A 22,515-nucleotide genomic window follows, 5' to 3' on the forward strand; every position below is an offset into this window, starting at 1 on the left:
TTAAATGTTTTTACACTGTATGACAACAATCATTTTGTGATGTAAGTAAACTCCGCTACTTTTGGGGACTTTTAAAAATGACCAAAATTTAAAAGTAAATACCGTTATGATTAAGAAAATAGGCAGTCTTTTCCTTATTGGATCTGTGTTTTTTGTAAAAGCTCAGGAAAAAACTTCTGATATTGAAACGATTGAAATTCAGGGAAAATTCATTTCTACACCCTATAAATCTGCCAACCAAAATATTACTGTAATTACAAAAGAAGAAATTGCAAATTCACCCGCCAAAAGCATAGATGAAGTGCTGCAGCAGGTTGCCGGAATGGACATCAGAAGGAGAGGAGCCAATGGAGTGCAGAGTGATGTTTCTTTTAGAGGAAGTTCTTTTGAACAGGTGCTCCTTCTTATCAACGGGATCCGAATGAATGATTCGCAAACCGGTCACAATTCTCTGAATATTCCTGTTGATTTGGCAGATGTAGAAAGAATAGAGGTCATAAAAGGACCTGCAGCAAGAAGGTTTGGGCAAAATGCTTATGCAGGAGCAATTAATATCATTACAAAAATTAATCCCGGTAAAAAAGTAAAGATCAATGCTGAAGCAGGAGATTTTGAAACGTATGGATTAGGACTTAGTGCTAATTTAGGAGGAGAGAAATTCTCAAACTCATTAAATATGAGTTCGAATTCTTCCCAAGGATATATGCATAATACGGATTATGATATCCGGAATGTTTTTTACCAGAGTCAGCTGAAAATAAAAGACGGAGATATCAAATTACAGGCAGGTTTTTCAGAGAAAAAGTTTGGAGCAAACGGATTTTATTCATCTCCTTTGGCAACAGAGCAGTATGAAGAACTTCAGTCTTCTATTATAAGTTTGGCTCACAGACAAAGCTTTGGAAAGTTTAAACTGAATTCTAATGTATATTGGAGAAGAGGACAGGATATGTATCTTTTCAACCGTGAGAAACCTGAGATTTACAGAAATATGCACATTGGTAATAATGTAGGTGGTGAAGTGAATTCAAGCTATGATTGGGGATTGGGAACCACCGGTATCGGAGTGGAATTAAGAAAGGAATTTCTGGCAAGTAATAATTTAGGAAACAGAGAACGATTTGTATCCCAGGTTTTCTTTGAGCATTATTTCTCATTCTTTGATAAGAAGCTTAATATTTCTCCCGGAATTTCATGGGCAAATTATTCTAATGAAGGGAATTTCTTTTATCCCGGGCTGGATGTAGGATATAACTTTAACAGCAATAATAAAGTCTATGGAAATATTTCAAAAGTTCATAGAGTTCCTACGTTTACCGACTTGTATTACGTAAGTAAAACAGAGCAGGGAAATCCTAATTTGGAGCCGGAAAGCGCTTTATATGCAGAAGTAGGATATCAGTATCAGACTAAAAGTATTTTAGCTAAAGTAAGTGGTTTTCTAAGGAATTCCAACAATGCGATTGACTGGACGAAAATTGCTTTAAATAACCTTGTTTGGTACGCTAATAACGTGGGAGATATGGAAGTAAAAGGAATAGAAGTTGAAGTAAATCATCAGGTGTTAAACTGGCTGAAATATTCTGCCGGATATACCTATCTGGATAATGATTTTAAACAGCCAAAAGATCTTGTTTCAAGGTATACATTAGATAATCTAAAACATCAGGTGATTGCAAAACTGGAGACAAAATTCCTGAAAAACTTCACCAACGAAATTGTTTACAGATACAATGAAAGATTAAATAATGGAAGTTACAACTTACTGGATGAAAAAATAAGTTTCGCCAAAAAAGATTTTTCAGTGTATGTTTTAGTTAATAATATAACGAATACAGAATATACTGAAACGTTTGGAGTGAAAATGCCAAAAAGATGGTTTCATCTTGGATTTACCTATAGTATCAATATTAAGTAAATGTTAATTGATGATGAATTAAAGTTAATATTACGAAATTGTTAATTCGATTACATTTGCAAAAATTTTTTCAAGATGAAACTTTTTCTAAGTCTTAGTTTACTTTTAAGCCTTACCTTTATTAAAGCCCAGGAACATATTTCCGGATTTGGCGCATTGACTTTAACTTACAAGTTTCACCCGAAATTTTTCCTTTACGCAGAAGGTCAGATGAGAAGTATTAACGATTTTACTTACCCTGATTATTATGAGATAAAAGGTGGAGTTGGGTATAATCTTACTAAAAATCACAAACCATTCATTGGTTTAGGGAGATATGCAACCTATACAGATCATGCAATCAACAAAGAAGAATTCAGGGTATGGTTGCAAGACGTAATTGATATTAAAAAAGGCATCGTAAAATTTGAAAACCGTTTTCGTGCCGAGAAAAGCTGGTTTTATGAACCTCAGACTGATAAAAGCTCACAAAGAATGCGTTACCGTTACCGTTTGAACGTGAGTGTTCCTTTAAATGCTAAAGAAGTGAAAAAAGGGACTGTATTTGCAAATGCATACGACGAAGTATTTTTCGTAACACCAATGAAACCTACTTTTGCAAGAAACAGAGTATACGGAGGATTCGGGTATCAGATTGATAACAATATAGGAATTGCAGCCGGATACCTTTGGCAAAGAGAATTTGAAGCAAAAGGAAACAAAAATTTACATTTTACCTATCTTGCTTTAAATATCAATATTGACGGTACAAATCATCCGGTGAAAACGTTTGATTATCCTGGAGCAGATTAATTTTCTAAACAGAACACATAAATTTAAGGCATTAAGAAATAAACTTCTTGATGCCTTAATTATTTTTATAACGTAAAGATTCTGTATCTGAGTTTAATATTTTTCGATCAGATAGCGGTATGCTTTCAGATATTTATTGAACCTTTTAATATCTCTTGCTGTAAGCTCTCGATTAACTCTTCTCAAATCCATATTATCTCGAAGATCATTCATTTTTACAGCAACAGCCAAAGGAGATCTTTCGGTTCTTTTGATAAAATCATCATATTCTTCTTCCGGATCGTACTTCGTAAGGCAACTTACTGCAAAAATAATATATTCGGGAAACCCCTCACTTCTTAAATAATCCAGGCTGAATTCGGAAGGATGATCTTCAACAACATCATGTAGAACGCCTACTATTTTTTCATCAGTAGTTTTCCCATATTCCATCACACGCATTACGTGAGCTATATAAGGAGCGTGATATTTGTCGGTTTGTCCTTTATGTGCTTTAGTAGCTATTTTAATTGCTTTATGAAGCAGTTCTTCTTTTGTCATTTCAATGAAATAGATTACAAAAATAAAAAATGCTTCAACATTTCAAAACATTTGTGTTTAATTTTTTTCTTCAGTTTTACACAATTTTCATAGAGATTTTTTCCGCTTATATTAAATGTAAAATTTCAAAAATTATTTTAGTGAAATTAAATCAGAATGCATTCATATTTTCATGATATTCCAATGGAATTAATTAATAATTTCATAATTTTAGGAGCCAATCATTAAATAAAAATATAGGTTTTTCATTTTTATACAAAATTTTAGTTATTTTTATATAAACACTTAGTCTATGGAACCTGTAAAACATATCCTGAATGATGTTTGGGATAAGTATCCAGAAGTCTTATCTAATCAGCATGTAGTAGAAAGTATTCCTGAAATAGAGCGGCTTATTGCTGAATTATTTACTTTAGGCCCGTTTTATTACTATACATTGCATGTTGAAAACAGTACTCTGAGTAATTTCAGTGATAATATTTTATTCATGCACGGCTTAGATACATATCCTCAACATTTAAAAGATATTATAGATCTGATCCATCCGGATGATTTAGCTTTTGTAATGGAAGCTGAAGCCTGGACTTTAGAAACGTATAAAGAAATTGGATTTGAATATCAAATGAATTTGAAGTCCGGATACTGCTTTCGGATGAAAACAAAAGAAAATACGTACGAATTATTTCATCATCAAGCCATTCATACGCTAAAAGATCAAAATGGGAAGCTGGTGCAGACTATAAATATTCATACCAATATTCAGCATCTTTCGCATGAAAATAATTATGTAGTGACCGTTTCGGGCATCGGAACAAGGCACGATTTTTATCAAAAAACCTTACGCCCCGAATGGTTTGCTTTAAACATTACCGATCGGCTTACGAAAAGAGAACTGGAAATTTTTGTATTATTAATCAAAGGATACAGTGACAAAGAAATCGCAGATACGATCATTGTCTCCTATCATACAGTTCGTACCCATCACAAAAATATTCTGAAGAAAACCAAAAGCAAAAACAGCAAAGAACTTATCAAAAAAGGATTAATTCAAGGTTTTCTGTAAGCTTTCGTGCTCTATATTTTATAATTAAAAACAGCTTATTTTTTTTTTGAAAGGAGTTTCAATTTTCCAGGAGGTGTTGAATTTAAGATTTTATATTCTGTTGTATCTATTCTTTTATCTTTCAGACAAGCATACATCTCAAGATTTTCCGGCTTTACAATAAGCATTGTATACATATTTTTTCGCTTGGCTTTTTTTGTTGTGCTACTATCAACAATTTTCATATTTAAAGTATCTTTCTTAAGTTTAAGAGAAGGCACTTTTTTCTCTGTACTCTGAGCTGATAATGAAATAGAGGCGAATATAATGGGAACCAATAATAATTTCATGAGCTATATTTTTTGAATGGACTTAAACTCAACCACAAAAGATACAAAAGCTATTTATATAGATATTACTAAATTCTCAAAAGAATAAAAATCAAAGATTTTTAAAGATTTGTGTACTTTTCAGTTTAATGATAAGCTTTAATTTATAGTATATAAATCTTTTGTGTCTTTTGTGGTTAAATAAAAAGTTTAAATTGTTTTATATAAGACAACTCAGCAGGTCCAATTATTACATTTGAAATTCATTTTTTTGAAAAACAGAAAACGTCCCAAAAAATAGGACGTTTAAAAATCAATTGTATGGTAAAAGACTAATAAGCTCCTTTATCAATAAAGTGAGCAGCTACTTTTTCAGTTAATGCCACCACATTTGGATGATTAGTATATTTTGTAAATCTTCTCAATCCGGAAAGCATCATTCTTTGTTCATCACCTTCTGCGAAAGAAACAATTCCTTCTTTGGCAGCTACGATGATTTTCTCAACCGCTTTGTAAAGGTTTAATTGAGCCATTGCAGCTTCTACTGAATCAGCAGAGAAGTGTTTTTCTGCTCTCAATACTGCAGATTCTGCCATGTAAATCTGGTTAAGAATTTCAGAAGCATTCAATAATAAATGTTGCTGTTTTTCAATATCCATCATATATTTTTGAAGAGCAGCTCCGGAAACCATTAAGAATACTTTCTTAAGATTAGCAATAATTGATTTTTCTTCACTCATGAATGCAGAATAATCAGGAACTTCAAATGATGGAATTCCCATCAATTCTTTGCTGATAGCCATTGCCGGAGATAATAGATCTAATTCTCCTTTCATTGCTCTTTTGATTAGCATTCCAACTGCTAAAAGCCTGTTGATTTCGTTAGTTCCTTCATAAATTCTACCGATTCTTGCATCTCTCCATGCAGATTCCATTGGAGTATCTTCTGAGAATCCCATTCCTCCGTAAATCTGAATTCCTTCATCAGCTGTATTTTGAGTAAGATCCGATACAAAAACTTTTAGGATAGAAGCTTCTACTGCAAATTCTTCAACCCCTTTTAATTCAGCCTGTTGGTGATCCATTCCTCCTGCAACCAATTCTGCAATTTTATCTTCAACATTTTTTGCCAAACGGTAAGAACCTGCTTCACTTACGAAAACACCTGTTGACATTTCTGCAATTTTCTTTCTGATTGCTCCGAAAGTTGAAATAGAAACTCCAAACTGTTTTCTTTCGTTTGAATATTGAATAGAGTGATTTAAAATTCTTCTTTGTCCGTCAAGATTTGCTGCAGCTAATTTAATTCTACCAACATTTAATGCGTTCAAAGCTATTTTGAAACCATTGTTTCTTTCCCCCAACATATTTTCTACAGGAACTTTCATATCATTAAAGAAAACCTGACGGGTAGAAGAAGAACGGATTCCTAATTTATGTTCTTCCTCACCAAAAGTTAAACTTTCAGGATTCTCCAATTCTGAACGGTTGATTACGAAACCTGTGATGTTTTTATCATCATCAATTTTCGCAAACAAAGTGAAAGTATCTGCAAAACCTGCGTTCGAAATCCACATTTTTTGTCCGTTGATGATGTAATGTTTTCCGTCTTCAGACAATCTTGCTCTTGTTTTTCCTGAATTGGCATCTGAACCAGCATCCGGTTCAGTTAAACAATAAGCTCCGAATTTTGTTCCGGTCGCTAAATCCGGAAGATATTTCTTTTTCAATTCTTCACTTCCGTAAAGAAGAGTTGGAAGTGTTCCGATTCCTGTGTGTGCTCCATAAGCTGTTGCTAATGAACCGTTTCCTCCCGAAACATAGTCGCAAGCCAACATGGTGCTCACGAATCCCATTCCAAGACCTCCGTATTCTTCAGGAACTGTGATTCCTAATAATCCCATTTCACCTAACTGACGCATTGTCTGTTCTGTCAATGCATAATCTTTTTTCTCAAAACGATCGTGATGAGGAATTACTTCTCTATCGATAAATTCTTTCGCAGAATCACGAAGCATTTTTTGTTCTTCACTCAGTTCTTCAAGACTGAAAATTTCGTTTGCAGGAATTTCTTTGATCAGGAATTCTCCACCTTTTAATATATTTCCCATTTAATATTTGATTTTTTTCTTATTATTTTTTGAGACTTTTAGATTATAGACGGATAGAGAATAGACTTTTTATCCTTTATCAAAATCATTTTATTGTCTAATTCTATCAGTTTATTATCTTTTTAGTCTTTATTAAGCATATTTTGAAATACCATTGTTGCTCTTTGAAATTCTTCAATTTTAATTTCAAAGATTTCGCAATTTTCATCAGATAAATATTTTCTATGATTTGCTAACAATTGAGTTTGCAATTCAAATGATGAACCCAAAGAAATATCTAAAAAATGACTAAAAGACCTATTTGTTCTGCTTGAACCTTCAGCAATATTTGAAGGAATGGAAATTGAGCATCGATCCATTTGGCTTTTCAACCCATATTTTTCATAAGTTGGAAAAGTATCGGTAAGGTCTAATGTCTCTCTTGATAATTCCATACCCATTTTCCAAATTTTGAGCTTTTTAAAATTGTGTCTTTTAAAATCATTCATCATTTCTTTGTGTGTCTTAATCTATTATCTATCCGTCTATTTTCTTTTTAGTCTTTAAAGAAGTTCAAAAATTGAAGCCGCTCCTTGTCCTGTTCCCACACACATAGAAACCATTCCGTATTTGTTTCCGCGTTTTCTCATTTCGTCAAGAAGCTGAACGGTTAATTTTGTTCCTGTACATCCAAGTGGGTGACCAAGAGCGATTGCACCTCCGTTCACATTTAAGATATCAGGATTTAGTCCTAATTCTTTTTTGATGGCAACAGATTGAGATGCGAATGCTTCATTTAGCTCAATTAATTCAATATCTTTTAATTCTAAACCTGCTTGTTTCAATGCTTTTGGAATCGCATAGATTGGTCCCATTCCCATGATTCTTGGCTCTAATCCGGCGGCAGCATAAGCGACTAATCTTGCTTCGGGTTGCAGTCCTAATTCTTTTACCATTTCCTCACTCATTACCATGACGAAAGCTGCTCCGTCACTCATTTGAGAAGAGTTTCCGGCAGTTACGCTTCCTCCGTTGGCGAAAACTGGTCTTAATTTAGCCAAACCAGCCAATGAAGTATCTGCTCTCGGGCCTTCATCAACAGAGAAATCAAACTTTTTAGTCTGCATTTTCTGGTTTTCATCTAGGAAATTATACTCAACTGGGATCGGAACAATTTGTTTGGCAAATCTACCTTCCTGATTCGCTTTTAAAGCTTTCATGTGAGATTCAAAAGCAAACTGGTCCTGTTCTTCTCTTGTGATATTGTATTGTTTTGCAACTTCTTCTGCGGTATAACCCATTCCCCAATAATAATCAGGATTAGTTTTTGCGATATCCGTTTCCGGAACCGGTTTGTAACCACCCATCGGAATATAAGACATCGATTCTGTTCCCCCTGCAATAATACAATCAGCCATTCCGGCCTGAATTTTTGCAGACGCAATGGCAATCGCCTCACTTCCTGATGCACAATATCTGTTTACCGTAACTCCCGGAACTTTGTCTGTATTTAAACCCATCAAAGAGATTAAGCGAGCCACATTTAAGCCTTGTTCGGCTTCCGGCATTGCATTTCCTACGATAAGGTCATCAATTCTGTTTTTATCTAATTGTGGAAGTTCAGCCATTAATTTTTCAATTACGGTTGCCGCCATTACATCGGGTCTTGTAAATCTTAAACTTCCTTTTGGAGCTTTTCCAACGGCAGTTCTGAACCCCTTTACTATATATGCTGTTTTCATTTGTTTGTATTGATGTATTTACGTAAAATGTATTTATGATTTAAAATGCTTGAGTATTTAATTTCTGCTTCAATTTTGTTAACATATTTTGTATATGTTTGATTTCAGTATAAATAATATTAAAATCATCATTTTTAAAGAATTCCAAATCATTCGCAATTAAAATTTGAGTTTCAAATTCAAATGAAGAACCTAAGGCAATATTCAGGAAATGTGAAAATTGAGCGTTTGTATCTCGTCCTGCACCTTCAGCAATATTAGAAGGAATTGAATATAAACTTCTTCTTGACTGTGAAGTCAAACCGAACATTTCGTCTTTTGGAAAATTATTTGAAGCCAAGTAAAATATTTTACAAAGTTTCATTGATTTTGACCAAACTTCTAAATCTCTAAAGTTGTGCATCGTTAATACATTAATACTTTTTACATTTTACAGAAGAATCTAATTTCTTAGCGGTTTACCATTCTGTAACATATACTGAATTCTCTCCAATGTTTTTCTTTCACCACAAAGCTGTAAGAATGTTTCTCTTTCAAGATTCAATAAGTATTGTTCAGTAACAACGGTTGGTTCAGAAAGATTTCCTCCAACCATTACATTTGCTAATTTGTCTGCGATTTTCTTATCGTGTGCAGAGATGAAGTTTCCGGTTAACATTTGGTCAGTTCCAACGTAGAACATCCCTAATGCATCTTTTCCTAAAACTTTTACTTTCTGTTCGATAGGTTGTGTATAGCCTTGTTCAGCTAATAGTTTTGCTACTTTTTTAGCTTCAGCAATTTGTCTGTTTTTACTTACGGAAACGATGTCTTTTCCTTTTTCAAGAATTCCCATATCATAAGCTTCATAGGCAGAAGTTGCTACTTTACCCATTGCGATATTCATGAAAGCTTCACGAAGTCTGTTATTTTTCACATCATCACTGTGGAATTCTCTTGAGGTTCTCAATGTCAGTTCTTTTGTCCCACCACCACCAGGAATTACACCAACTCCAGTTTCAACCAGTCCAATATAAGTTTCTGCTGCTGCAACGACTCTGTCGGCGTGCATAGTCATTTCACAACCACCACCAAGTGTCATTCCGTGAGGAGCAACTACGACAGGAATAGAGGAGTAGCGAACTCTCATCATCGACTTCTGGAAATAAGCGATTGCCATATTCAAATCATCCCAATCCTGCTCAATTGCCATCATCAAGATCATTGCTAAATTCGCCCCTACAGAGAAATTAGTCCCTTGATTTCCGATTACTAAACCGTCATATTCTTTTTCAGCTAAATCAATCGCTCTGTTCAATCCATCCAGAACTTCGCCTCCAAGAGAATTCATTTTAGAACGAATCTCGAAGTTAATGATTCCGTCACCTAAATCTTCAATTGCAGCACCGGAATTACTCCAAAGCGTTTTGTTTTTTCTGATATTATCTAAAATAATGAAAGCATCCTGTCCAGGAATTTTGTTGTATTCCCCTGAGTTTTTATCTACATAAATGCTTTGTCCTTCATCATTTACTTTATAAAAAGTCTCTACATTTTTCACCCAGTCTGAAATCTGATACCCGGCTTCTGTAGCCAGTTCAATACCTTTCTGAACACCAACAGCATCCCATATTTCAAAAGGTCCGTTCTCCCAACCGAAACCAGCTCTCATAGCATCATCGATTTTGTAAACTTCATCTGAAATTTCAGGAACTTTATGAGAAACATAAGCGAATAATGCTCCTAAAGATTTTCTGTACAATTCTCCGGCTTTATCTTTTCCACCAATTAAGACTTTAAATCTGTCGATCGGCTTATCAATATTTTTAGTTAATTCTAAAGTCGGGAAAGAAGATTTTCCCTGAAGTTCGTATTCTAAAGTATCAAGATTTAATCCGTGAATTTCAGATTTTCCTTCTGCATTTTTCACTTTTTTGTAGAAACCTTGTTCTGTTTTTGAACCTAGCCATTTATTATCAACCATTTTCTGGATGTAATCTGGAAGCGCAAAAACATTGTTGAAATCATTAGCTTCGGCCCCACTTTGACGAACACCATTGGCTACCATTACCAAAGTATCCAATCCAACTACGTCTGCTGTTCTGAATGTAGCCGATTTTGGACGACCGATTACCGGACCTGTCAATTTATCAACTTCAGAAACCGTTAATCCTAATTTCTGAACATTATGAAGCAAATCCATCATCGAGAATACCCCGATTCTGTTGGCGATAAATGCAGGAGTATCTTTTGCTAAAACGGTTGTTTTTCCTAAGAATTTTGCTCCGTAATTCATGTAGAAATCAATGATTTCCGGATTTGTATCGTTTGTTGGAATAATCTCTAAAAGAGGAAGGTATCTCACAGGATTAAAGAAGTGAGTTCCTGCAAAGTAATGTTTGAAATCGTCGCTTCTTCCTTCCACCAACATATTAATTGGAATGCCTGAAGTATTTGAAGAAACTAAAGTTCCAGGCTTTCTGAACTGTTCGATTTTTTCGTAAACGGATTTTTTGATGTCTAGTCTTTCAACTACCACTTCAATAATCCAGTCTGTATTTTTTATTTTAGGTAAATCATCATCAAAATTTCCAACTTTAATTCTATCTGCAAATTTTGGAGAATAGAGTAGAGCCGGGCTTGCTTTTTTAAGTTTTTCAAAGTTTTCAGAAGCGATTCTGTTTCTTACCGCTTTATCATCTTTGGTCAAACCTTTCTTCTGTTCTGCTTCAGAGAGTTCAAAAGGAACGATATCCAAAAGCGAAACTTCTACACCAATATTGGCGAAGTGAGCCGCAATACCGCTTCCCATAATTCCTGAACCAAGAACTGTAACGTGTTTGATTCTTCTTTTCATTTGATTTATTATTTGTAATTGTTTTAATTCTTTTATCATTCAGTTCAATGTCAATATTAATATCTAATAGATTCTTCCTTCATCAGAATGACGTGACGCAAAATTATTTTCGATTGTTTAAGTCTGTGGCTATTTTCATGATTTCACACATTACTTCTTTGAATGTATCCATTTTTTCAGGTGAAATCTTTTCCATCACTCTTTTATTAAAATTGACCACAACTTCTTTAGACATGTTTCTGGAACTCAATCCTTTATCGGTAAGTTTAATAATCACTTCACGTTTATCGGTCGTTGTTTTTTCCTTATAGATATATCCGTTGTCTTCTAAAAGTTTGATAATTCTTGTAAGAGAGGTTGGTTCTATTGCCATTTTAGGACCTAGATTCGTACTTCTTGTTCCTTCTTTAGGGTCTATTTTAAGAAGAGTAAGGGCTTGTACAGCCGTAGAATCATGCTCCTGAGCCAATTCTGTGTACATTTTAGAAACAGCTAACCAGGTCTGTTTTAAAATTAAATCTACATTTTCTATTTTATCCTTATTATCCATCAATATTTTGTTGTAATGGTTTTACCCAAATTTAATAAATATTATGCATGCATAATATTTATTAACGTTAAAATTTGTTAATACGCTGAAAATAAAATGGTTAAATTATATGATAAGCATAATACTATGCATGCATAGTATGTGAAATATCTAAATAAAAAAGGGGATTAATAAATGGTTTTCACGAAATTAACGATTTCTTCAAAAGATTCGCATTGCTGGTTTGAAGAATTACCTGAAATTAACCAAAAGTTGTCCTGAAACTCAAAATTTAGAGCAGAAAGATCTTTTTGGAAGTTTTTTTGAAGCAAAGAATATAACATTTCTTTATAAAAATCCGGGGCGATGATTCTAGGTGCTACAAATTTGTCATTAATCTGAAATAAAGAAGCATTAGTCAATTCTTCATGTTGCAGCAAAATATCTTCAACAATTCCTGAATATAAATGTTTGTCTTTTACATACCAGATTTTGTCCGCAAATTCTTTCGCCAGACGCCAATCGTGAGAGGAAAATAATATTAATTTGTTTTGTTCCTGAGCTAATTTACGGAGTGTTTTTAAGATAATGATCTTATTTTTCTCGTCTAAATGGGTTGTAGGTTCATCAAGAATAATAATAGGAGAGTTCTGTGTTAAGGCTCTTCCTATAAAAGCTTTCTGAAGATTTCCGTCGGAAAGGTTTTTAAGTAAAGTATCTTTATATTGTACCAGATCAAGCTTCTCTATAATATGTGAGACTTCTTCCCGGTCTTCTTTTTTAAGCTCAAAATAAAAAGGATAATAAATGTATTTCCCCAATGAAATCAAGTCTTCAACCGTATAATTTTGCGGAATAATAGACTTTGAAAAAACAACCGCTATATTCTCAGCAATTTCTTTAACGGAAAGATTTTTTACATTTTTATTATGAATAGAAATTTCACCGTTTAAAAGTGGAATCTGATGTAAAATAGATTTGATTAAAGTTGTTTTTCCTACACCGTTATTACCAATTAACAGGCATACTTCTCCCAAATTCAAATGTGCTGTTGCATTTGAAATTAAGGTTTTGCTGTAGCCGATGTTTGCTTGGTTGATTTGTAGGTGCATACTTAAACAGATATAAAAATAATAAATAGGATAAGAGGAATAAGACTAAAAATACAATAGAGAAATTTGTTTTTTTTGATTTTCCATAAGCTATATCCTCCTAGAATTAAAGAACCCCAAAATGCCGCAGGAATTCCTATCATAAACCACCAATTGTGACCATATGAATAAATCCAATGTTTATCTAAGTTCATTCTAAACAATTTTGAATATTCCAGAAAAACTACACTTATGACAAACAAGATAATGTTTGCAATAATTAATTGTTTTTGTGTAATTCTAATATTCATTTTTGTTTTCTTTTGTTTGTCATGCTGAAAGCATCTCTACAAAGTTAGTCTAGATTCCTACGGAATGACAAAGTGGATACTTTATTTTTACATTTAATCATAAAAAATATTCTTAATCATCTGCGCAATCTGCCAAATCAGCGAGAGATATCAAAATTAGCGATAAACCCATTTATCATTCATTCTTACACTTTATTCTGTTTCAAAAGCATCATCAAAATTACAGGAATTCCGAAAACAGAACTTATTACATTTAAAGGAATCTGTGTTTTTTCTGCTATGATTGAGAAGAACAGCATCATCAGCATTCCTAAAAACATATTTAAAATCCATTGCTGCCAAAGTTTTGACGGATTATAGATTAACCTGCAAAAGTGCGGAACAATGATCCCTATAAACAAAATAGGGCCTAAAAATGCTGTAACAGATGCAGAAAGCAGGGAAGAAGCAACAATAATGAATATTTTAAGCTGATTCAAATTGACTCCCAAACTTTGGGCATATGAATTTCCTAATGAATTTCCGATCAAAGGTTTTATACTTTTAAAACAGATAAATAAGCCTAGTACAACCAAAATAGATAATACACAGATCTGATTTCTTGACACCATGTTATTCGCTCCGAAAGACCACAAAATATAGTTTTTTAAACTTTGATTTTCGGCATAAAACTGAAGAAGAGAAACTATCGCTCCAGCAAAAGCCGAAACCAAAAATCCAAATATAATGAGGTATGATTTATCCTGAAATTTATTAGACATTGATAATAAAATCAACATCAACAATAGACTTCCTACAATGGCTGCTAAACTTAGAAAACTGTTTTGCAGAAATTCAGGAATCAGAATGTCATGTGAAAAGAAGATATAAAAAGCGACAGATAAACTTGCTACAGAAGTTATCCCTAAAATATCCGGTCCCGCCAAAGGGTTCTGAAAATATTCCTGCATCAAAAAACCTGATGTGGGAATTGAAATTCCTGCCAAAAGCATTACCAATACGCGATTTACCCGGATTTCAGCAATTTGGCTGTTTGCTGAATCCTGAAAAAAATCCTGAAAATGTAAACTTAAAAATCCTGTGTTAAGGTTGATCATCATCAAAATAATAATTCCGATAATGATGAAAAAACAAATACTTTTAAATTGAGCTCCCACAGATTACACAGATTTTTTCAGATGCTTACATTCAATAATTAATGAAAGTAGGTAACAAATAATAAAAATTAATAATGGGATATAAAATAACGGGAAATTAAATTTATCCCAAGAAAATAACATTAAACGATTACAAATTGGAATTAATAAGAATATCAACGACAAAAAATTAAGAAAAAAAATAGTTTTTGTTGATTTTTTATTCATGCTATAAGTTACCAGAGCTAAACCAATAATTCCATAAATTGTCCATTTTAAGGTATCTAAATCAAAAAAAGAAGCGAATAAAAGAAAACCTAACGGTATTGCCATCATACTTCCCATCAAAAAAATAAAAAAATAGGAAACTAGTCCGATAATTCTAATTCTATTAATCATTTTAATTTAAAAGCCTAACATTTTTTATATCTGTTAGATATAAGGTTTATTTTAACAAAGAATTGATTTTCTCGTTTAACTGCTCTTCACTGATCATTCCTAATGTTTCATCAGTTTTATCACCTCTTCTCATGAATGTAAAAGGAATTGCATTTCCAGTCCATTCTTTGAAGTTCTTTTTGAAGAAATCGCCATCCATAAGTTGTCCATCTACAAGAACTGTATGATCCTGAATTCCGTGTTCTGCTACAAAACGGGGAACTTCTGTATTCCATGCTTCTTTCTGGTCTAAGCTTATAAAGGTAATTTTTACAGGCTTTCCTTTCAGTTCCTCAATTTTATTTTTAAAATGCGGTATCTCTTTTACACAAGGTCCGCACCAAGTGGCAAAAAAATTGGTTACATATAATGTATCGTTCTTTTTGTTTAAATATTCGGAAACTTTATCCAGTGTAAGCATTTTTAACGGTACAACTGCTGAAGGCGGTTCCGGAGCTGAAATAGAATCTGTTGCCATAGCAGTTTCATCACTTTTCTGACTTTCTTTTTTGCAACTTGCCAAAGCAAATACAACAAGCGTGGATAAAATTATCTTCTTCATAAATTATTTTTTATCTATTTTTGAATTGAGGTATGGAACAACAAATCTATAAGGGGAAACTGACGCAGTTTCATTGGTTAAAAATAGCGAAAAAGGTAGAACTGACCAAAAATACTTTTTCTCTGGAGTTTGAAATTCCTGAGAATTTAAAGGCGAATTTTAAATTTGAAGCCGGGCAGTTTGTAAGTTTAAAATTTCAGTCTCATGGTGAAGATATCATTAATGATTATTCAATGACTTCGGCACCTTATGAGAAAAAAATATCGTTGGGAATAAAAGTAAATTCTCCTGATGGAGCCACATCAGAATTGTTTAAAAATTATCAGGTAGGAGATGAAATTCTGGTAAGTGAACCAAGCGGAAGGTTTACATTGGTTTCTAAGCCCAGTGAATTCAGAACGATCGTGGGTTTTGCTGCAGGAATAGGAATTACCCCTATTTTAAGTCATTTTAAAAATATTCTTCATAATGAACCGAGAACGAGATTGTTTTTATTTTTTGGAAATAAAAGTTCTCAGGATCTAATTTATAGAGAACAATTGGATAATCTTGCCAGAACCTGTGGTGACCGGTTGCAGATTTTCTATTTTTTTTCAAGGGAAAAAACAGCTAACAATTTTTTCTATGGAAGGCTGGATGAAAAAAAACTGGCTTTAATCATCAATCAGATCCTTCATCTGGATGATACGGATGAGGAATCTACAATCTGGGATGCTGTAGATGATGTTTTGATCTGCGGGAAAGGAGAGATGATTAAAACATTGGCCAATGCTTGTTATCATCACGGTATTCCGAAAAAAAACATTCATTTTGAACTTTTTGAAGAGTTTAATGATGATATTTATCCTTTAGAAAAAGAATTTCCTCTTATTAAAAATGTAGAAATGGAATTCAGAATATTAGGTCAGCAATATAAAACTGAACTTCCAACCAATGAGGAAAAAATTCTTCAGCAGTTGCTCATTCAGAAATTTCCTGTACCATACTCCTGTAAATCGGGAATTTGCGGAAGCTGCGAATGTATTTTGGAAGAAGGAGAGGTTGAATTATTGGAAAACGAATATTTAACGGAAAAAGAAGAGGAGAGAGGACATATTTTAGCCTGTATGTCTATTGCTAAAAGTAAAAAAATAAAGCTTAACTTTGATCTTAGTTGAGAATTCTAAAAAACATATATAGACTTTTTGTTTCGTCAATAGAACTTGGTGTTTTATTGATTATTCTGGCTAATGCATGGGTTTTTGCTCTTACGAACGGAAGAACCTATACCAAAATATCTAAAATTCCTCCGAGAGAAGTCGCTCTTGTTCTGGGAACTTCCCCTAAAATGAGATCGGGAATTTCCAATCCGTATTTTACGAAAAGAATGGATGCGGCCGCTTTACTTTATCATCACGGTAAAATCAAGAAAATCATTGTAAGCGGAGAAAAAAGTAAAGGGTATAACGAACCTGCTGCCATGAAAAATTATCTGGTATACGAAGAAGGAGTGCCTGAAGAAATTATCATTGAAGATCCTAAAGGGTTTAATACGTATAAAAGTATTTTACGCTGTAAAAATGTATATAAAGGAAAACACGTGATTATTGTATCACAGGGTTTTCATAATCTTCGTGCCTTGTTTTTTGCAAGAAATAATAATATGAATGCTCTTGGATTTGATGCTCAGGATGTAAATAAGCCCGAAAGCTACTACAGAAACCAGTTCAGAGAAGTTTTCGCAAGAGTGGCTGCTGTAGTGTATTATATTCTGGGAATATCTCCTGATTAGAAAGGATAACCGAAACCAAGATTAAAGGTAGGCTTCAAAGGATTAAATTCTTTAAATCTCCACTTGTCTCCGTCTGGTTTATTAGGATCATAGATTTTATAAGCAAAATCAAATCTGAGTTTGATATAGGCAATATTCACTCTTATTCCGACACCACTTCCGATACCGACTTGCTTTAGAAACTTACCGAATTTAAACTGATCATTGAATCCGTTATCTCTTAAACTCCAGATATTTCCTATATCTGTAAAAATAGCTCCTTCATACATATCGTTAAAAGGAACTCGATATTCTATATTAGTCGTTAATTTCAGATTATCCATTACGTAAGTACGTACTTTTTCATCAACCTGAGAATCTGCAGGTCCCAAACCTCCAAAAACGGTCCAGGCTCTGATGTCATTCGGTCCACCATTGATATAAGAACGGATTACCGGCATTGAAGAAGAATTTCCATAAGGAATTCCAATTCCCATAAATTGTCTTAATACTAAGGTCTGATCCCCAAACTTAAAATATTTTCTTATATCAAAATCAAATTTTATAAACTGAGAATAAGGAACTCCAAATATTGTACGCTGCGGATTGGAAGCGACGATACCACTTTCTTCTCTTTTTTGATTAAAAATGCTCGGAATATTTCCTGCAAATTCTACTTTTCCATTAAAATAGAAAGGGTTTTCATAGTCTTTTTTTCCAATTTCATTATAAATAAAATTGTAGATCATTGAAGAAATAATTACATCCTGTGTCTGTCTGTCCTTATTAATTAAAGACTGGTGAAAACTGTTCAGATTACTTGTTTGCTCTGTATTAAGACTGTTTCTATAAGCGTTATTATTAATGATCATTCCTGAAACATCATCTCCGGAAAGCAAGCCGCTATCATACTTTAGTTTTGTATCAGGATCAAATAAAAAATAGTCAGCATACACTTCATCCCTGATTTTTGCATCATTCACAAAGTAATCATAGTAAGCATTCTTATTCTTTGTTAAACTCAGCTGAAGATTGAATAAAGTCAGTTTATGAGTAATCCTGTCGTTGACATTGGCCGCATAATTCAATCCTGTATTGAAGTTGATTCTTCCCAATCCAATATTATTCTGAATAGATGCCCCCAAAAGAATAGAAGTAGTAGGAGTATAACGCTTAGGAATCAGTTTATAATAATTAAAAGGCACTAATAGTCTTGGAAAATTAAGCGCAGCCTGAGCTGTTAATTCATATGCTAAAATTCTCGTATCTAAATTTTTAGGGTTTTTAACGGATCCGAAAGTTCCCGCAACGCTGGTCGATAAGTTTTCTGCCCCTCCAAAAATATTTCGGGTTACCAAATCAACAGACGGTGCAACCCCAAAATTCAGAATAGGAGAGTAGTTAACGTCAGTCGCTACTTTGATATCATATTTTTCAAGCGGTTTCAAAACATAGAGAACATCAACAATGCTGTCATTAGGAGATTTTCCGCCACCACTTCTTAAAGAATCTTTTGCTTTAAGAATACTGAAGTTATTCATTGATAATAAATTCCTCTTAGTTACATCAAGCTGTTTCTGATCATAAATAGAGTTTGGAGCTACAATGATTGATCTCCATATTGCAGGAGTTTTGTACTGTTCATTAATTTTATGAAACCTGATCCTTCTTAGGCTGTCTTTTTTTGTGTTTTTGGGAAAATCACTCATTCTGTTTACTATTGCAACATCTACGTTTCCGATTGTTGCAATTTTGTAAGGCGTATTGACAGAGTCTTTATGAATTTCTAAAGTTAAAGGCACATTTTTAGTGCTTTTCAGAGAATCGGCCACAAAACCAACTTCTTCTCCTGAAGCATTAAATTTATAATACCCTTGATTTCTCATTACTTCATTGATTCTACTCACTTCTTTTTCCAGTACAGTCTGGTCAAGAATTTGCCCTGATCGGATAAGACTTTTGTGTATATTCAGCTGATAGTTACCTTTTATACCCGGATCAGGAATGTTATAATAATATTCTTTAATGAATGTGGGATCATTATGCTGAATATAATAGATCGTCTGAGCCTTTTTAGAAGTGGAATCTGTGATATTTTTAAACTTCACCTTTGCATCCCAATATCCTCTGTAACCCATCCTGTTTTCAATAGATTCTGCCCCTTTTTCTGTTCTTGTCGGATCTAAAATAACCGGTGCGGTTCCCCAGTTGTGATACAGCCTGTCCATAAACAAGCTTTTTCCCACGCTGTTTTTCATGTCATACTTCAGGAAAAGAGAATCTCTGAGTTTTTGATCTCTCATTTCATTGGGATAGGTCATGTATTCAGTAAAAAACTCGTCATATTTAGGATCAGCAGCATTATACAGCCATAAACTTAATGGCATAAAAAGAAACTGTTTTTTATTCGGTTTTTGCTGTACATACCCTTTTAATTCATTATCAAAAGGTTTCTTTTCATCTTCGAACTCAAATGAATTTTTAGTAAGCAAATATTCTCCGTCAGGAACTTTTTTGGTGGTGCTACATGCATAAAGTAGCCCTACAAATGTTGCAAATGATATAATTTTATAATATTTTTGAGGAGAATTCATAAAATGCTTACAGCTCATACAATAAAAATTTTACAGTCTTTAGATAAAAAGAAGTTCAGACAAAAATACAATTTGTTTTTGGTTGAAGGTAATAAAACCATTCGAGAACTCTTCAATTCTAATTTTAAAATTAAAGAAATATTCTCTACCGATCCACAAAAACTGGACCATAGCAATGTGCCTGTTACTCATATCTCTGAAAATGAATTGAAAAAAATAAGTTTTCTGATGAATCCTAAAGATTCTGTAGCCGTTTGTTGGCTAAATGAGGAACAGGAAGAAATTGTAGATAAAAAAATACAGCTTGTATTAGATGGTATTCAGGATCCTGGAAATTTAGGAACAATTATTCGTCTTGCAGACTGGTTCGGAATAGAACAGATCGTTTGCAGTGAAGATACTGTTGATTTTTACAATCCAAAAGTTATTCAGGCTACGATGGGATCATTCACAAGGGTAAATGTTGTGTATACCAATCTTACAGAATACCTTTCAAACACTAAAAATGTAAATGTGGGAACCGATATGGAAGGTGAAAACATCTATTCGTTTGAAAGGCCTGAAAATTTAAATTTAATTTTAGGAAATGAAGGCAACGGGATGCGTCCTGAAACTGAAAAATGGGTTCAAAAAAACATTACCATTCCAAGGTTCGGGAAATCTCAGTCTACGGAAAGCCTTAATGTTTCTATGGCAGCTGGAATTATTTTAGGACAATTATTTTCCAAATAAAAAAAGAGGTTAGAAACAATATTATTTCTAACCTCTTTTTCTAAATCAATTGTTCCAGACTCGAAACACTTTTATTTTTTTGATATTCTTCAAGTTTCTTTCTTACCATTTTTAAAGCAATGGGAGCAATATATATTAAAGCAGCGCCTATCAGTTTTTTCTTCCAGTTAGAGCTTCCCATATTTTTTTTTGCATAATTTCCTACAAGAGCAGTCACTCCCAATTTCACTACACTATCCAAAGCATTTCCTTTGAATGCAGAAGTGGCAATTCCTAAAGCCGTATTTTTATTCATAAATACATCCTTCACTTCTGTGGCAAGCTGTTTGGCAATTACATCTTTTCTTAGGACAATCTTCTCGTCGCCGTCTTCATCCACTTTCTCCTGAAGATACTGATCGGTAAGACCGTTTGTAAATGCACTTAAGCTCTCTTTTGTATTTTTGAATGTTAAAAGCCCTTCTAAATCATTAATTTCATTTTTTAATAATTTCTTCTTGATTCTTAACTCCTGTATGCTCTCATATTTTGCACTCATGGTTTAATGATTTAAAAATTTTATTACCTTATCTGCTACAGAATATACTATTTTTTGTTTGAAAGCCACAATAAAAATCATAATAATGAAATAAAATGCAGCAACAATTAAAAAACCGTAAGAAGTATTGTCCAGTGCTTTTCCTATAAGAAATGCTATTCCAAAATTAAAAAGAATAATGAAAAACGCAAAAGCAACCAGCAAGATCACAAGATAAGTAATAATACCCGCAGAAAGGGAAGATTTTTCTGTAGCTTCCAATTTTAGCAGGTCTATTCTTTTCGATGCATATTCTTTAATAGTTTCTATCATTGTTTTTGTTTAAAGTTACAAAAAAAGGAACTTTCATTCACAAAGTTCCTTTTTATAATTTATTCAAAAAAATAAATTATTTATGATTTCAGATCATTCAATTCTGCTTCTACATCTTTTACAACGTCTGTAGTTTTAGCAACAATCTGATCTTTATATTTGTCATAACCATCTTTTACGGTATGAGCTACACTATTTGCTGTTTCTTTGAAAGTAGATGATATATTGCTATACTGATCTTTTACTTTTTCAGAAACTTCTCCGTACTTATTTTTAGCCTGATCTTTCAGATCATTTGCTTTATTTTTAATTTTTTTTCTTGTTTCTTTACCTTCTTCCGGAGCATAAAGCATTCCCAAAATAACTCCCGCAGCTGCTCCTGCAAGTAGTCCTGCCAAAATTCCCGCTGTATTGTTTCCTTTTCTAGACATTTCTTGTTTTTTTAATAGTTAATAAAAATTAGTTTTTACGATAAAAATAGTTACAATTAATATACCAAAGGTCAAAAAAATGCTAATAAAAATTGTTAAATCTTCTGAATATAAGCCAGTATTGTGTCTATTGTCTGTTCTTTGGTAAGAAGGCTGTTGTCAATGACAGTGGCGTCTTCGGACTGCCTTAATGGCGCAATTTCTCTTTCGCTGTCTATTCTGTCACGTTCTAGTAAATTTTCTTTTACCTGCTGTTCTTCAGCCTGTATTCCCAAACCTAAAAGTTCCTGATATCTTCTTTTAGTTCTTTCGTCGATGCTTGCGGTAAGAAAAAATTTGTAATCGGCATTGGGAAGAACTACTGTTCCTATATCTCTTCCATCCATAATGATTCCTCCTTTTTCAGCTAATGAACGTTGTGACTGGAGTAAAAAGTCTCTTACTTCTTTTTGTTTGGCCACTAAGCTTACATTATCTGAAACCTCGTTGGTTCTTATCTGTTTAGAAATATCAATATGATTAAGGAAAAGAACAAGCTCATTCTCTATATTTTTAAATTCCAGTTCAATCTGATCCAAAGAAGAGAATAATTCGTTCAGATTGATTGTTCCATCTTCATTAAGGCAATTCTGAAGAGCAAACCACGTCACACCTCTGTAAAGGGCTCCGGTATCTAAATGAATAATCCCAAGTTTTTGGGCGATAACTTTAGATATTGAGCTTTTTCCGGTAGAGGAGTACCCATCAATTGCAATTACAGGTTTTTTCATACCGCAAATTTCAAGAAATTTTCTTAAAAAGC

22 protein-coding genes are annotated in these 22,515 nt (G+C 33.3%); 6 read left to right on the forward strand and 16 right to left on the reverse strand.

Features of this window, described 5'->3' with window-relative positions:
* The first annotated feature begins 106 nt into the window (after positions 1 to 106).
* Positions 107 to 1,918, forward strand: coding sequence for a TonB-dependent receptor plug domain-containing protein (locus JI747_RS03650; RefSeq protein ID WP_225686348.1), 1,812 nt, complete (start codon positions 107 to 109; stop codon positions 1,916 to 1,918).
* A 75-nt stretch (positions 1,919 to 1,993) separates the two neighbouring features.
* A complete protein-coding gene (locus tag JI747_RS03655) occupies positions 1,994 to 2,710 on the forward strand; it encodes a DUF2490 domain-containing protein (protein ID WP_225686349.1) in 717 nt (238 codons plus the stop codon).
* 93 nt (positions 2,711 to 2,803) lie between these two features.
* On the opposite strand, the gene JI747_RS03660 is transcribed toward JI747_RS03655, so the two are convergent.
* Positions 2,804 to 3,250, reverse strand: a complete 447-nt coding sequence (locus JI747_RS03660; protein ID WP_225686350.1) for a phosphohydrolase — start codon at positions 3,248 to 3,250, stop codon at positions 2,804 to 2,806.
* 292 nt (positions 3,251 to 3,542) lie between these two features.
* Here JI747_RS03660 and JI747_RS03665 point away from each other — a divergent pair, with 292 nt between their 5' ends.
* Positions 3,543 to 4,313 carry a response regulator transcription factor gene (locus JI747_RS03665; protein ID WP_225686351.1) on the forward strand — a complete coding sequence of 257 codons (771 nt, stop codon included), beginning with the start codon at positions 3,543 to 3,545 and terminating at the stop codon, positions 4,311 to 4,313.
* 35 nt (positions 4,314 to 4,348) lie between these two features.
* Here JI747_RS03665 and JI747_RS03670 read toward each other — a convergent pair whose 3' ends face one another.
* From JI747_RS03670 to JI747_RS03715, 10 genes are all read right to left on the reverse strand, one after another.
* Complete coding sequence (locus JI747_RS03670; protein WP_225686352.1) at positions 4,349 to 4,642, reverse strand: hypothetical protein; 294 nt, start codon at positions 4,640 to 4,642, stop codon at positions 4,349 to 4,351.
* A 311-nt stretch (positions 4,643 to 4,953) separates the two neighbouring features.
* On the reverse strand, positions 4,954 to 6,732 hold the full coding sequence (locus tag JI747_RS03675; protein ID WP_225686353.1) for an acyl-CoA dehydrogenase family protein: 1,779 nt from the start codon (positions 6,730 to 6,732) through the stop codon (positions 4,954 to 4,956).
* Between the two features lie 122 nt (positions 6,733 to 6,854).
* The gene (locus tag JI747_RS03680) at positions 6,855 to 7,220 is read right to left on the reverse strand and encodes a four helix bundle protein (protein ID WP_225686789.1); all 366 of its coding nucleotides are present in this window, start codon (positions 7,218 to 7,220) and stop codon (positions 6,855 to 6,857) included.
* Positions 7,221 to 7,274: 54 nt separating this feature from the next.
* Positions 7,275 to 8,453, reverse strand: a complete 1,179-nt coding sequence (locus tag JI747_RS03685; protein ID WP_225686354.1) for a thiolase family protein — start codon at positions 8,451 to 8,453, stop codon at positions 7,275 to 7,277.
* 40 nt (positions 8,454 to 8,493) lie between these two features.
* Complete coding sequence (locus JI747_RS03690; protein WP_225686355.1) at positions 8,494 to 8,856, reverse strand: four helix bundle protein; 363 nt, start codon at positions 8,854 to 8,856, stop codon at positions 8,494 to 8,496.
* Between the two features lie 39 nt (positions 8,857 to 8,895).
* A complete protein-coding gene (locus JI747_RS03695; RefSeq protein ID WP_225686357.1) occupies positions 8,896 to 11,289 on the reverse strand; it encodes a 3-hydroxyacyl-CoA dehydrogenase/enoyl-CoA hydratase family protein in 2,394 nt (797 codons plus the stop codon).
* A gap of 103 nt (positions 11,290 to 11,392) precedes the next feature.
* The gene (locus JI747_RS03700; protein ID WP_225686359.1) at positions 11,393 to 11,839 is read right to left on the reverse strand and encodes a MarR family winged helix-turn-helix transcriptional regulator; all 447 of its coding nucleotides are present in this window, start codon (positions 11,837 to 11,839) and stop codon (positions 11,393 to 11,395) included.
* Between the two features lie 167 nt (positions 11,840 to 12,006).
* Positions 12,007 to 12,930 (reverse strand): ABC transporter ATP-binding protein, encoded by a 924-nt coding sequence (locus JI747_RS03705; protein ID WP_225686361.1) that lies wholly within the window; start codon positions 12,928 to 12,930, stop codon positions 12,007 to 12,009.
* Between the two features lie 475 nt (positions 12,931 to 13,405).
* Positions 13,406 to 14,320 carry a FecCD family ABC transporter permease gene (locus JI747_RS03710; RefSeq protein WP_225686363.1) on the reverse strand — a complete coding sequence of 305 codons (915 nt, stop codon included), beginning with the start codon at positions 14,318 to 14,320 and terminating at the stop codon, positions 13,406 to 13,408.
* A 481-nt stretch (positions 14,321 to 14,801) separates the two neighbouring features.
* Positions 14,802 to 15,356, reverse strand: a complete 555-nt coding sequence (locus tag JI747_RS03715; RefSeq protein WP_225686365.1) for a TlpA family protein disulfide reductase — start codon at positions 15,354 to 15,356, stop codon at positions 14,802 to 14,804.
* A 32-nt stretch (positions 15,357 to 15,388) separates the two neighbouring features.
* Between JI747_RS03715 and JI747_RS03720 the strand changes: the two genes are divergently transcribed.
* Positions 15,389 to 16,513, forward strand: a complete 1,125-nt coding sequence (locus tag JI747_RS03720) for a ferredoxin--NADP reductase (RefSeq protein ID WP_225686367.1) — start codon at positions 15,389 to 15,391, stop codon at positions 16,511 to 16,513.
* A complete protein-coding gene (locus JI747_RS03725) occupies positions 16,510 to 17,127 on the forward strand; it encodes a SanA/YdcF family protein (RefSeq protein WP_225686369.1) in 618 nt (205 codons plus the stop codon). The genes JI747_RS03720 and JI747_RS03725 overlap by 4 nt, the downstream gene beginning before the upstream one ends.
* Here the strand turns inward: JI747_RS03725 and tamL are convergent.
* Positions 17,124 to 19,718, reverse strand: coding sequence for a translocation and assembly module lipoprotein TamL (gene tamL / locus JI747_RS03730; protein WP_225686371.1), 2,595 nt, complete (start codon positions 19,716 to 19,718; stop codon positions 17,124 to 17,126). The genes JI747_RS03725 and tamL overlap by 4 nt on opposite strands.
* Here tamL and JI747_RS03735 point away from each other — a divergent pair.
* A complete protein-coding gene (locus JI747_RS03735; protein WP_225686374.1) occupies positions 19,704 to 20,432 on the forward strand; it encodes a TrmH family RNA methyltransferase in 729 nt (242 codons plus the stop codon). The two genes, tamL and JI747_RS03735, sit on opposite strands and share 15 nt — an antisense overlap.
* A 40-nt stretch (positions 20,433 to 20,472) precedes the next feature.
* Here JI747_RS03735 and JI747_RS03740 read toward each other — a convergent pair whose 3' ends face one another.
* From JI747_RS03740 to cmk, 4 genes are all read right to left on the reverse strand, one after another.
* Positions 20,473 to 20,970 (reverse strand): phosphoribosyl-ATP pyrophosphatase, encoded by a 498-nt coding sequence (locus tag JI747_RS03740; RefSeq protein WP_100375586.1) that lies wholly within the window; start codon positions 20,968 to 20,970, stop codon positions 20,473 to 20,475.
* Positions 20,971 to 20,973: 3 nt separating this feature from the next.
* Positions 20,974 to 21,282, reverse strand: coding sequence for a phage holin family protein (locus JI747_RS03745; protein ID WP_225686376.1), 309 nt, complete (start codon positions 21,280 to 21,282; stop codon positions 20,974 to 20,976).
* Positions 21,283 to 21,362: 80 nt separating this feature from the next.
* On the reverse strand, positions 21,363 to 21,713 hold the full coding sequence (locus JI747_RS03750; protein WP_225686378.1) for a YtxH domain-containing protein: 351 nt from the start codon (positions 21,711 to 21,713) through the stop codon (positions 21,363 to 21,365).
* Positions 21,714 to 21,808: 95 nt separating this feature from the next.
* A complete protein-coding gene (gene cmk / locus JI747_RS03755; protein ID WP_225686380.1) occupies positions 21,809 to 22,483 on the reverse strand; it encodes a (d)CMP kinase in 675 nt (224 codons plus the stop codon).
* Positions 22,484 to 22,515: the final 32 nt, after the last annotated feature.

Source organism: Chryseobacterium tagetis (assembly GCF_016735585.2).
In the GTDB taxonomy this organism is placed as follows: domain Bacteria; phylum Bacteroidota; class Bacteroidia; order Flavobacteriales; family Weeksellaceae; genus Chryseobacterium; species Chryseobacterium tagetis.